This is a genomic window from Thalassovita autumnalis (assembly GCF_001458255.1).
In the GTDB taxonomy this organism is placed as follows: Bacteria; Pseudomonadota; Alphaproteobacteria; order Rhodobacterales; family Rhodobacteraceae; genus Thalassobius; species Thalassobius autumnalis.
The window spans coordinates 99,163-112,031 of the sequence record NZ_CYSB01000038.1 but is presented as its reverse complement, the minus strand read 5'-3'; the positions used below and the strand labels follow the sequence as shown (position 1 = coordinate 112,031).

Genomic DNA, 12,869 nt, shown 5'->3' with positions numbered 1-12,869 from the left:
GCAGACCATGACCGCATTGTCGCTGAAAAACGTCAACAAATCCTTCGGATCCGTCCATGTCTTGAAGGACATCAATCTAGAGGTCGAAGAAGGCGAATTTGTTGTCTTCGTTGGCCCCTCGGGCTGTGGTAAGTCCACCCTGCTGCGGGTGATTGCCGGGCTGGAGGATGCCTCCTCTGGCGATATTCACATTGGTGAGGATCTGGTCAACCTGACCCCGCCCGCCAAACGGGGCATCGCCATGGTGTTCCAGAGCTACGCGCTCTACCCGCACCTCAATGTGCGCAACAACATGACATTGGCGCTGAAACAGGCAAAACGCTCAAAAGAGGTGATCGATGCCCGTGTGGCCGAGGCCAGCCGGATGCTGGATCTGGAACAATACCTGGACCGCTACCCCTCGGAACTGTCGGGCGGTCAGCGTCAGCGGGTTGCCATCGGCCGGGCCATTGTGCGCCAGCCGAAACTCTTCCTGTTTGATGAACCCCTGTCGAACCTTGATGCAGCGCTGCGAATGAACACCCGGATTGAGATCGCCAACCTGCACCGTCAGCTGGACGCCTCGATGATCTATGTGACCCACGACCAGACCGAAGCGATGACGCTTGCGGATAAGATCGTGGTGCTGCGCGACGGGCGTGTGGAACAGATCGGCTCGCCGATGGAGCTTTATAACAACCCGGCCAACCAGTTTGTTGCGGGCTTCCTTGGCGCGCCGTCGATGAACTTTATCGCCGCCGACAAGATCACCCCAGGTGATCTGCGCACCATCGGCATTCGCCCCGAGGACCTGACCATCAGCAGCGACGGGCCGCTCAGCGGTCAGGTCACCCATGTGGAACATCTGGGTGGCGACACCAACGTCATCGTCACCCTGGAGGATCAGCCGATGACCCTGCGCCTGTTTGGCCAGCATGGGGTGAAAATTGGCGAAACCGTGGGTCTGGCCTTTGATCCGGCCAAGTCCTATCTCTTCGACCAAAACGGGCAACGTGTAACCTAAAAACACCCCCCTAAGGCGCATCACGGCGGGCTGTGAGATCCTCACAGACCCGCCTTTTTTGTGGCTCCATGCTGCACCGCCAGCCTGTTTTTTCTGCCCAATACTTGCGCAACGCCGCAGTGCAGCGTGCTAAAATCGGGCAAAAACTGCACAGATCGTTTGCCGAAACCGGTTTCGGAGACTTTTCTGAGACTGGGAGGACGAATCGACGTGAATACACAGGACCAGAAAAAGGCCATCCAATCGTGGCGCGCGAAACGCGTGACCATCGATGATTTGGCGCAGCATCTGAACCTGTCCAAGGGCACCGTCAGCCGGGCCCTGAACGGCTATTCCGACATCTCTGAAATGACCCGCATCCGGGTGCGCAAAGTGGCCGACCAGATGGGCTACCGCCCGCTCAGCCATGCGCAGGCGATCCGTACCGGTCTGGTGCGCTCGCTGGGTTTGGTGCTGCAGGTGAACGAACATGACGGCCACCGCCCCTTCGTGGCCGATTTCCTTGCCGGCGTGTCCGAGGCCGCCTCAGCCCAGAACTGGACCCTCACCGTTTCAACCGCCGAAAGCGATGAGGACACGCTGCGCCTCTTGGAAGCGCTTGCCGATGACCAGAAGGCCGATGGCTTCATCCTGCCCCGCACCCGCCTCAGCGATCCCCGGATCAGCTTCCTGCGGGATCAGGAGATCCCTTTCGTGCTTTATGGCCGGACCGGCGATCCGACCGGCTGCAGCTGGTATGACATCACCAGCGAAGACAGCATGGTGGAAGCGGTGGAAATGCTGGCAGGCCTAGGCCATCGCCGCATCGGATTTGTCCCCGGTGCGCCGGGCTACACCTATGCCAAACTGCGCCTCGAAGGCTATCAGCGCGGGCTGCAACTGGCTGGCCTGCCGCAGGATTCCAGCCTGATCACCGCCCCTGCGGTCAACATTGCTGACGGCGCCAAAGCCGCAGAAACGCTGCTGGATCTGGATGAACCGGCCACCGCGATCCTCTACTCGGTCGACCGGGCGGCCTTTGGCGCCTATACTGTTGCCAGGGACCGCGGGCTGCACATCGGCCGGGACCTGTCGCTGATCTCCTACGATGGCCTGCCCGAAGGCAGCCTGATCGATCCGCCCCTGACCACATTCCAGGTGGATAGCCGCAAGGCCGGAAAACGGCTGGCGGAATTACTAATTCAACAAATCCGGGGGGCCGATCCCGAAGACCTGCGCGAATTGGCCCGCGCCCGCCTGTTGGATCGGGCGTCACATGGGCCGGCGCCGAACCCCGCGGGACCCACTGAATAAAAGACCTTAACCAAGATGAATAAACGGGAGGAAGACATGACCAAACATAGCAAACTACTGGCTGGCTCAGCGCTTGCGCTGGCTCTGATGGCCCAGGGGGTATCGGCCGATACCATTCGCTTCTGGACCACCGAAGAACAGCCCGAGCGTCTGGCGAAACAGGAAGCCATGGCTGCCGATTTCCAGAAATCCACCGGCATCGAAGTGACCGTGATCCCGGTTTCGGAATCCGATCTCGGCACCCGCGCCACCGCCGCCTTTGCGGCAGGCGACCTGCCGGATGTGATCTATCACACCCTGCAATACGCCCTGCCCTGGGCCGAAGCCGGCATTCTGGACACCGAAGCTGCCACCGAAGTGGTCTCTGAGCTGGGCACCGACACGTTCGCCCCCGGCGCCCTGGCGATGGCCAACTACGAAGGTGAAACCGCCTCGGTTCCCGTCGATGGCTGGACCCAGATGGTGGTTTACCGCAAGGACCTGTTTGAGGCCAACGGCCTTGAGGCCCCCACCACCTTTGGCGCTGTCACCGCCGCGCTGGAAAAACTGCACAACCCGCCAGAGATGTTCGGCTTCGTTGCCGCCACCAAAGTGGATGAAAACTTCATGAGCCAGGTTCTGGAACATGTGTTCCTGGCCAATGGTGTCAGCCCTGTGGGCGCAGATGGTTTCCAGCCGCTGGACGTGAAAGCCACCACTGAGGTTCTGGATTTCTACAAATCCATCGCCGCAGCCTCGCCTCCCGGTGATCTCTACTGGAAGCAATCGCGTGAGCTCTACTTCTCGGGCAATGCTGCGATGATCATCTGGTCGCCCTTCATCCTGGATGAACTGGCCGGTCTGCGCGACAGCGCCCCGCCCACCATCAACGATGATCCGACCTCGGCGGCGCTGGCCTCTATGACCGGTATCGTCACCAACTTCGCCGGCCCGTCGAACCCTGATGGCGCCGCCTGGGGTGACGTGCGTTACTTCGGCATCACTTCGGACGCAGACACCGACAATGCGATGGAGTTTGTGAAATTCTCGATGGATGCGGGCTACGGCCAGACCCTGTCGATCGCACCTGAGGGCAAATTCCCTGTGCGTGCCGGCACCGAAGCTGAGCCGAAGAAGTTCAAAGAGCTGTGGGCAACCCTGCCGGTTGGCGTGGACCGCAAGGCCCCGCTGGGTGACCTCTATGCGCAAGAGATGATTGACGAAATCGTCGGTGGCCTGGAAGTGGCCCAGCGCTGGGGCGTGGCCGAAGGTCAGCTCTCGCTGGCGTCGAAAATGATCAACAGCCAAGCGATCAACCGCGTGGTGCGCCAATACATCGACGGTGAGGTGGATGCCGCCGCAGCCGTGGCCGCCATGAACGACGAACTGTCGAAAATCAACTAACGGTGACGGCGGGGGCCTGAACTGCGGTTCAGGTCCCCCCCCCTTCCTGACATGACACATTCCCCGCTCCCTCCGCGTGGTGTGACTCCGCTTGCCCGGCGCGAAGCCCGGCTGGCCTGGGGGTTGCTTGCACCCACGTTGATCTCGGTTGCTCTCGTCGTGGTGATTCCGCTGCTGGCGATCTTCTGGATCAGTTTCAAACCCATTGGTCTGGCCGATCTGCGCCCGCCTGCCCCGATCCTGCGTGAATCCCTGCGCGGTTCCGGTGACAGCCTGCGCATCGAATACCGGCTGCGCAATTCCAGCCAGGACAAGGTGATCGAAAACGTCGTGATCACCGACACGCTGCCGACGGATCTGACCGTCACCGGCGATCTGCCTGCCGGCTGCGCCCTGACCGGCCGCGACCTGCGCTGTGCCTTTGACCAGCTGGAGGGGGGCTATAACGAACGGCTGCGCATTCCCGTGGCCGCAGCGGATGAAGACGCCGCCGAAGAGGCCGCCGAAGGGTCCGAGCCGCAGGTCAGCGGTGAGGCGGACAGCATCCTGACGAATTTCGAGTTTTCCACCGAAAACTTCGCCCGCATCTTTGATAGTGATGAGTTCATCGCCGTCATGGGGGTCACCCTGTTCTACACGGTGTTTGGCACCATCGGTGCGCTGGGTGTCGGCCTGTTTGCCGCCCTGCTACTGAACAAAAGCTTCAAGGGTCAGGGCATCCTGCGCGGGCTTTACCTGTTTCCCTATGTGGCCCCGGTGATCGCCGTCGCCTTCAGTTGGCTGATCTTGTTTGATCCTTTCTCAGGCTCGGCCAATGCGCTGCTGATCCGGATGGGGGTGACCGAAGGGGCGATCAACTTCTTTGGCGAACGCCCCCTGGCGCTGATCATGGTCACGGTGTTTGAGATCTGGCGCTATTTCCCGCTGTCCTTCCTGTTCATTCTGGCGCGGATGCAGTCGATTGATACCGATATGTATGAGGCCGCCGATATGGATGGCGCCAGCCCGTTCCAGAAGTTCTGGTACCTCAGCCTGCCGCAGCTCCTTGGCATCCTGTCGGTGCTGTTCCTTTTGCGCTTCATTTGGACCTTCAACAAGTTTGATGACATCTTCCTGCTGACAGGGGGCAATGCGGGCACGCGGACCCTGACGGTGAATGTCTATGAACAGGCTTTTGCAATCTCCAACATCGGGGCCGGTGCAGCCGTGGCGGTGGTGATTTTCCTCTGCCTGCTCAGCTTCTCGGTCTTCTTCTTCCGCTTCATGAGCCGAGAGGAGGGTCTGTGATGGGTCTGTTTACGAGCCGTGTTCAGGCGCTTGTTGTTCAGGGGCTTTGCCCCTCTGGGTCTGCGACCCATTCACCCCAGAGTATTTGTGAAACGTTGAAAGGAGCGGTCAGATGCGGATCTTTCTGAACGGCGCCTTTACCGCCGCCCTGCTGGGCGCCCTGTGGATGATGGTTCTGGCCACCACCTTTGCCGTGGCCGCCGCCTTTGCCACGGGTGAGGCGTTTCGCCCGGACCTGTTGCTATCGCTCCTCTGGGGGCTTATCGGCGGCCTGGCAGTTGTCTATACCGGGCCGGGAAAATCCCTCTCGATGGTGATCGGGGCGGCTGCGCTGGTGGCCCTGTCGGTGATCGGCCTGCCCCCGGTGGTCGCAGAGCTGAGCCTGACGGCGCGGATCCTGGTCAATGGGGCCTTGGGCCTGATCTTTGGCCTCAGCCAGCCGGTGCTGCTGGCCGAGGTCACCGGCCCCGGGTCCCAGACCCGCCACGCGATTGAGGATGCGGTGATCCGGTTCCTCACCGGGTTTGGCTATATTTTCTTCACCGCAATTGTGGCGATCCCGTTTTACGTCATGGTGATGACCAGCCTCAAAAGCCAATCCGAGCTGCTGAAGAACCCGCTGGATTTCTCCATCGATCTGTCCAAGGGCTGGGATCTGTTCCGCTCTTATGTGGAGCTGTTCCGGGACTTCAATTTTGGCGATTACCTGCTGAATTCCATGCTGATTTCGGTGCTGACAGTCTTCATCACCCTGCTGTTTTCGGTGCCCGGCGCCTATGCGGTGGCGCGGCTGCGCTTCAAAGGCCGGGCGGTGCTGTCCCGCTCGATCCTGTTGATCTACATGGTGCCGATCATCGTGCTGGCGCTGCCGATCTACATCGCCTTTTCGGTCACGGGGCTGCGCAATACGGTGGTGGGGATCCTGCTGATTTATCCGGTGACCACAATCCCCGTCGCGCTTTACATGCTGCAGGGTTACTTCCGGGGCCTGCCACATGAGATCGAAGAGGCCGGGCTGATGGATGGCCTCAGCCGTCTGGCAGTGATCTGGAAGATCACCCTGCCCCTGTCACTGCCGGCGCTGGCTTCGGTCTCGCTCTATGTCTTCATGATTGCCTGGAACGAGTTTCTGCTGGCCTTCATGCTGCTGGATGATCCTTCCAAGTTCACGCTGACCCGTGGGATTGCCAGCCTCAACTCATCTGAAATTCCCCGCCAGCACCTGATGGCCGGATCGGTGATCGCCACCGTCCCGATCATGGTGCTGTTCCTGGGACTTGAACGCTTCATGACCAAAGGCCTGACGGCCGGATCCGTCAAAGGATAAAAAAATGACCAATGCCAGAGATCACATCAGCCTAGACGAGCAGGCCCGCGCGGTGCTGCGCGGCAATGACCGGGGCGGCTATTCCGTGCCGACAGACGGGCTCTACCCGTACCAGTGGAACTGGGACAGCGGGTTCGCCGCCTGGGGCTTTGCCCAGTTTGACCTGCCGCGTGCCTGGTCCGAGCTGGAAACGCTGTTTTCCGGCCAGTGGCCCACCGGCATGCTGCCCCACATCCTGTTTCACCGCCCGGATCCCGGCTACTTCCCGGGGCCCGAGGTCTGGGGCACCGAGGGGCTGGGGCCGGTGCCCTCCTCCGGCATCAGCCAGCCCCCCGTCGCCGCGACCTTTACCCGGCTGACCTACGAAAAAGACCGCGCTGCCGGCCGCGTCCATATCGAAGCGCTGTACCCGAAGCTACTGGCCTGGCACCGCTGGTTCATGCAGTGGCGCTGCCATGAGGGCATGATCTTTGTCACCCACCCCTGGGAGTCGGGCCGCGATAATACGGTGGACTGGGACGGGCCGATGGCGGCCATTGATCCGGTCGGGATTGACCCCTACACCCGCCGCGACACCGCCCATGTGGATCCGCATATGCGCCCCACCAAAGAAGACTATGATCGCTACCTCTACCTGGTGCAGCGGGGCCGTGATCTGGGCTGGGATGACGCCAAAATGGCCGACAGCATGCCCTTCAAGGTCGCGGATCCCACCATGACCTTCATCCTGTTGCGCGCCAACCGCGATCTGCTGGCTCTGGCCGCGGAACTTGGCGAAGACAGCGCCGAGATCGAAGGCTGGATCAATGTGCTGGAAGAGGGCGCCGAACGGCTGCGCAACCCGGCCAGCGGCGTCTTTGAAGCGATTGACCTCAAAACCGGGGCCCATGCGGGCAATGTGACCTCAGCAGCCTTCCTGTGCTGGTATGCGGGCATCGAATGCCCGGTGATGCTGGGTGAATTGATGGAGGCTTTTGAGGCCAGCCAATTCCCGGTGCCCAGCCAGAAAGTCACCGATCCCAAGTTTGACGCCATGCGCTACTGGCGCGGCCCGACCTGGACCATGATGAACGCCATCACTGCGCTGGGGCTGATCGATATGGGCCACCCGGACGCCGCAGAAGAGCTGCGCATCCGCTCCGCCCGACTGCTGGCAGAACGCGGTTTTGCCGAATATTTCAACCCGCATACCGGTGATCCGGCGGGCGGTGGCACCTTCACCTGGACCGCCGCGATCTGGTTGGCCTGGGCCTCGCCCAGCGCGCCCGCCTATCAAGGCGCCACGCAAACTGAGCCGCAGAGAGGAGAGCAGTGATGGGATCAATCAAGCTAAACGCGGTTGAGAAATGGTACGGCGAGGTGCAGGTCATCAAAGGTGTCGACCTGGAGATTGAAGACGGTGAATTCATCGTCTTCGTCGGCCCCTCAGGCTGCGGCAAGTCCACTCTACTGCGGATGATCGGCGGGTTGGAGGATATCTCGCGTGGGACGCTGGATATTGACGGGCGCGATGTCACCGCCGAGCCCCCCGCCAAACGTGGCCTGGCGATGGTGTTTCAGTCCTACGCCCTCTACCCGCATATGTCGGTGCGCGACAATATGGGCTTCAGCCTGAAAACCTCGGGCGCCCCGAAGGAGGAGATCACCCGCAAGGTAGATGCCGCCGCCGAGGTGCTGAAACTGGAACCCTATCTGGATCGCCGTCCCAAGGACCTGTCAGGCGGCCAACGTCAGCGGGTGGCCATCGGGCGCTGCATCGTGCGCGATCCCACGGCATTTTTGTTTGACGAACCGCTGTCGAACCTCGACGCGGCGCTGCGGGTCGAAATGCGCTACGAAATCGCCAAGCTGCACCAGCGACTGAAATCCACCATGATCTATGTGACCCACGATCAGGTCGAGGCGATGACGCTGGCCGACCGGATTGTGGTGCTGGAGTTTGGCAAAATTGCCCAGGTCGGCACCCCGCGCGAACTTTATGAACGCCCGGCCAACCTGTTTGTCGCCCAGTTCATCGGCAGCCCGAAGATGAACATCCTGCCCTGCACCACCGAGGCCGGCCACTACAGCCTGACCGCTGGTCGTGGTGGCGCCTTCGCCGGCGACCGCGCGGCCGAACATCTCGGCATCCGCCCCGAACACATCACCTTAGGCGCTGAGGGCAGTGGCCAATGTGACGGCACCGTGGACGTGATCGAATACCTGGGTGCGGACAGCTATCTGGTGATAGATGGCGGCCCCCTTGGGCAGATCACCGTGCGCGAAAGCGGCGACACCGCGCTCAGCGAAGGCGAACGTGTTGGCCTAAGTTTTGATCCGGAACGTCTGTCGTTCTTTGACACAGACGGATTGCGGGTCTGACATGAAAAAGGGGGGGGCTTTGCCCCCCCTTAGCCCCCCCAGAGTATTTGCGGCAAGATGAAAGCGCCTTTCAATGATCCTTAAATACTCAATGTCTTGTCGCTCAAGTCGCGCGCACCGCTTGCAGGGCTTTTTCGGCGGTGGGTTTCAGCGCCTTGACGCTGGCCTCTTTCACCGGGCCGTAGCCGCGGAACTCCTGCGGCAGGGTCAGGAACCGGCGGGTGTCCTCCAGCGTGTCCTCAGACACTTTGCCGGTGATATCGCTCAGACCGGCGATGAACCAATCGCGCAGCCCCCGCTCCATCCGACGTTCGGCGGTGTAGCCGAACAGGTCCAGCATGCTGCCACGCAGGTTTTTGAGGCCCGCCAGGCGCGCCATAACAGGTGACATCCAGGGACCAAAGCTGCGTTTCACTGGCCGGCCACGGGCGTCTTTCTTGCGGGACAGCAGAGGCGGCGCCATGTGGTAGACCTTTTTGTAACCATCTTCGAACTCAGCCTTCAGGATAGCGTCAAAACCGGTCTGGCTGTGCAGGCGGGCCACCTCATATTCGTCTTTGATCGCCATCAGCCGGAACAGGGTTTTGGCCGCTTCGCGGGTCAGCTCCTCCTCATGTTCTGGGGGCAGGCTGGCGCGGAAGGCGGCGATGGCATCGGCAAAGCGCAGGGCGTAGGCCTCATCCTGATAATCTTTCAGGAAGTCGACGCGCAGCGCGATCACCGCCTCCAGGCTGTCGTCCACCTCGGGCTCTTGCGGCAGAACGCGGGTGGCATCCACCGCCATCACGCGGCCCAGATCAAAGGCACGGGCGTTTTTCTCAATCGCCACGCCATTGAGCTCAATCGCCTGTTTCAGCGCCGCCTCTGACACCGGCACCAGCCCCTTTTGCCAGGCCGCGCCCAGCATCATCACATTGGCAAAAACCGCATCCCCCAGCAGTGCCTCGGCCGCTTTGTTTGCATCAAAGCCCGCGACGTTGTCGGCGCCAACCGCGTTGCGGATCATCTGTTCGCGGCGATCCACCTTCAGCGCCGCGTCCCGTTTCAGCACCAGATCCCCGGTCGGCATTTCGGCACGGTTCAGGATCACCTCAGTCCCCGGACGATAATGGACCGAAGCTTTGGGCGCAGAGGACACCACCATATCGCAACCAATCACCGCATGGGCTGCGCCCTGATCGATGCGCACCTGATGCACCGCCTCGGGCGTTTCGCCCAGACGGATGTAGCTGAGAACCGTGCCGAATTTCTGCGCAAAGCCGGTGAAGTCCAACACCGAGGAGCCGCGCCCCTCAATATGCGCAGCCATGGTGATCAGCGCCCCGACAGTGACAACACCGGTGCCGCCAACACCCGTGACCAGCAGGTCAAACGGTGTCGCGAGCGAACGCATTTCGGGCTGCGGCAGATCCGACAGCAGCGCCGGCATGTCCAGATAGGCGCCGGATTTCTTGCGCCGTTCCACCCCTTCAATGGTCACGAAACTGGGGCAGAAGCCGTTGAGGCAGCTGAAATCCTTGTTGCAGTTTGACAGGTTCACCCGACGCTTGCGGCCCAATGGGGTTTCCACCGGTTCTACACTCAGGCAGTTGGATGCCACCGAACAGTCGCCGCAGCCTTCGCAGACCAGTGGGTTGATGACGGCAAATTTCTTCGGATCTTCCATCTTGCCCCGTTTGCGGCGGCGGCGTTTTTCGGTGGCGCAGGTCTGTTCGTAGATCAGCACCGAAACGCCTTTGACCTCACGCAGCTCACGCTGCACCGCATCCATGTCTTCGCGCGGATGGAATGTGATGTCACTGGGGTATTCGGCGCGGTCAAACTTGCCGATGTCATCTGAGACCAGTGCAATCCGCTGCACCCCTTCGGCGCGGCTGGCCTGCGCGATGCCCAGCACCGAAACCGGCCCGTCCACCGGCTGGCCACCGGTCATGGCAACCGCATCATTGTAGAGCACCTTGAAGGTGATATTGGCGTTTTCCGCCACTGCCTGCCGCACGGCAAGAGAGCCGGAGTGATACCAGGTGCCTTCGCCCAGGTTCTGAAAAATATGCTTTCCACCGTTGAACTTACTGGCAACCACATGGGGCACACCTTCGCCGCCCATCTGGGCATAGCCCACCGTGTTGCGCCCCATCCAGGAGGCCATGACGTGACAGCCGATGCCCGAGGCCGCGATGGAGCCATCGGGCACTTTGGTCGAGGTATTATGCGGACAGCCCGAGCAGAAATAGGGGGTGCGGTTGGCGCCGGGCAGGTTCAGCACCGGCGGCTTCGGCGCGGTCAATTCTTGCGCCTTGGCCATCAGCCCCTCTTCGGGGAAGAACCGTTCCAGCCGTTCGGCGATCACCGGCACCAGATCCAGCGGGCTCAGCTCACCGGTCCAGGGCAAGAGCGGATCGCCGGCGGCGCGGTGTTTGCCAACCATTTTCTCTGGTTTGTCGCCGGGCCAGTCGTAGAAATACTCCTTGAACTGGCTTTCGATGATGCCGCGTTTTTCTTCGATCACCAGCACCTCTTGCTTGCCTTTCACAAAGGCAAGCGCGTCACGGCGGGCCAGCGGCCAGACCATGCCGACCTTGTAGATGTCGATGCCCAAACGGCGACAGGCGGCCGCGTCCAGCCCCAAAAGGCGCAGCGCCTCCATCGTGTCCAGATGGCCTTTGCCGGTGGTGACGATGCCAAACTTGGCGTCTTTGACGTCATAGATGCGTTTGTCGATCGGGTTGGCCTCCACAAAGGCCTCCACCGCGTTCAGTTTATAGCCGATGCGGGTCTCAATCTCGGGGCTGGGCAGGTCGCCGTGGCGCACGTGGATGCCGTTGGGCGGCAGATCCACCTCGGGATAGGTAAACTCCCGATCCTTGTGCAGCGGCACCGAACGGCCGCTTTCCACGGTTTCCGAAATCGCTTTGAACCCCACCCAGGTGCCGGAATAGCGGGAAAGGGCGAAACCGTATTCGCCATACTCCAGATATTCCTCAACCGAGGCGGGGTTCAGCGTGGGCATGAACCAGGTCATGAAGGCCACATCGGACTGATGTGGCATGGAGGAGCTTACACAACCGTGGTCATCGCCCGCGACCACAAGCACACCGCCTTTGGGGGAGGATCCATAGGCGTTGCCGTGGCGCAATGCGTCGCCCGAACGATCAACGCCCGGACCTTTGCCGTACCACATGGAAAAGACCCCCTCGACCTCACATTCAGGGTCAAGGCTGGCCTGTTGGGCGCCCAGCACAGCGGTGGCGCCCAGATCTTCGTTCACGGCGGGCATGAAGGTGATGTCATGCGCTTCAACCGTTTTGCGGGCGCGCCACAGTTCCAGATCCAGGCCGCCCAGGGGGGATCCACGATAGCCCGAGACGAAGCCCGCCGTCTTGGTGCCAGCCGCCCGGTCCCGGCGGGTCTGTTCCAGCATGATCCGCACCAGCGCCTGCGTTCCGGTGAGGAACACGCGGCCCTCTTCCAGGTCATAGCGGTCATTAAGTTTATATTGGGTGAATCCCTGTGGCTGGGCGGTCATTTTATGCCTCGCGAGTGGTTTGGGGCAAACTATCGCGGGCAATTTGAAAAATGCGGTCAAAATACATGTTATCCGGTCGATGAAACGATCAGAATTGACCAATTTGACGTCAAAATGCGGATAGACTATCCAGAAAAGACAATCGCGATAAAATGCGAGTCTTCCTGAATCACCAAATCTGGACAGATGTTTCATGCACCTCGATGACCGTGACCTGACCCTTCTGGAACTGCTGCAACAGGATTGCCGCATGTCCAACGCTGATCTGGCAGAACGGGCCGGGCTGTCGGCCTCTTCCTGCTGGCGGCGGATCCGCGCGTTGGAAGAAAGCGGCCTCATTCGGCGCTATGGCGCGCAGCTGGCGCTGGAGAAGCTGGGCCTAGGATTTCACGCCATCGTGCATGTGCAATTGACCCGCCACGACCCTGAAAAGCTGAAGGATTTCATCCGGGTGATCGGGGAACGCCGGGAGGTGCTGGAATGCTATGCCACCACCGGTCAGGCCGATTATCACCTGCGGGTCCTGGTCGAAGACATCGCCGCGCATAACCGCTTCCTCGAAGAGGTGCTGTTCAGGATTGAGGCGGTCGCAGGGGCACAGACCAATGTGATCCTCAAAGAGGTCAAACGCGCGGATCTGGTCGCCCTGCGTTAACCTATGGGTAAGGCTTTGAGCGGGCTCGAAAAGT

Annotated in this window: 9 protein-coding genes; 8 read left to right on the top strand and 1 reads right to left on the bottom strand. The window is 61.0% G+C overall.

The window, feature by feature from the left end; all coding sequences use genetic code 11:
- The first annotated feature begins 7 nt into the window (after window positions 1–7).
- The 7 genes from TL5118_RS15265 to TL5118_RS15235 all read left to right on the top strand — a co-directional run bounded on the left by TL5118_RS15265 (window position 8) and on the right by TL5118_RS15235 (window position 8,654).
- A complete protein-coding gene (locus TL5118_RS15265; protein ID WP_058244801.1) occupies window positions 8–1,003 on the top strand; it encodes an ABC transporter ATP-binding protein in 996 nt (331 codons plus the stop codon).
- Window positions 1,004–1,213: 210 nt separating this feature from the next.
- Complete coding sequence (locus TL5118_RS15260; protein ID WP_058244802.1) at window positions 1,214–2,296, top strand: LacI family DNA-binding transcriptional regulator; 1,083 nt, start codon at window positions 1,214–1,216, stop codon at window positions 2,294–2,296.
- A gap of 36 nt (window positions 2,297–2,332) precedes the next feature.
- Window positions 2,333–3,679, top strand: coding sequence for an ABC transporter substrate-binding protein (locus TL5118_RS15255; protein WP_058244904.1), 1,347 nt, complete (start codon window positions 2,333–2,335; stop codon window positions 3,677–3,679).
- Between the two features lie 51 nt (window positions 3,680–3,730).
- Complete coding sequence (locus TL5118_RS15250) at window positions 3,731–4,966, top strand: carbohydrate ABC transporter permease (RefSeq protein ID WP_058244803.1); 1,236 nt, start codon at window positions 3,731–3,733, stop codon at window positions 4,964–4,966.
- Between the two features lie 112 nt (window positions 4,967–5,078).
- Complete coding sequence (locus TL5118_RS15245) at window positions 5,079–6,293, top strand: carbohydrate ABC transporter permease (RefSeq protein WP_058244804.1); 1,215 nt, start codon at window positions 5,079–5,081, stop codon at window positions 6,291–6,293.
- Between the two features lie 4 nt (window positions 6,294–6,297).
- Window positions 6,298–7,608 (top strand): MGH1-like glycoside hydrolase domain-containing protein, encoded by a 1,311-nt coding sequence (locus tag TL5118_RS15240; RefSeq protein WP_058244805.1) that lies wholly within the window; start codon window positions 6,298–6,300, stop codon window positions 7,606–7,608.
- Window positions 7,608–8,654, top strand: a complete 1,047-nt coding sequence (locus tag TL5118_RS15235) for an ABC transporter ATP-binding protein (RefSeq protein WP_058244806.1) — start codon at window positions 7,608–7,610, stop codon at window positions 8,652–8,654. Before TL5118_RS15240 ends, TL5118_RS15235 begins: the two co-directional genes overlap by 1 nt.
- Before the next feature lie 103 nt (window positions 8,655–8,757).
- On the opposite strand, the gene TL5118_RS15230 is transcribed toward TL5118_RS15235, so the two are convergent.
- Entirely contained in the window at window positions 8,758–12,180 is a 3,423-nt protein-coding gene (locus TL5118_RS15230) for an indolepyruvate ferredoxin oxidoreductase family protein (protein ID WP_058244807.1), read from the bottom strand.
- 193 nt (window positions 12,181–12,373) lie between these two features.
- Here TL5118_RS15230 and TL5118_RS15225 point away from each other — a divergent pair, with 193 nt between their 5' ends.
- Window positions 12,374–12,835: an Lrp/AsnC family transcriptional regulator gene (locus tag TL5118_RS15225; RefSeq protein ID WP_058244808.1), complete on the top strand. Its 462-nt coding sequence runs from the start codon at window positions 12,374–12,376 to the stop codon at window positions 12,833–12,835.
- Window positions 12,836–12,869: the final 34 nt, after the last annotated feature.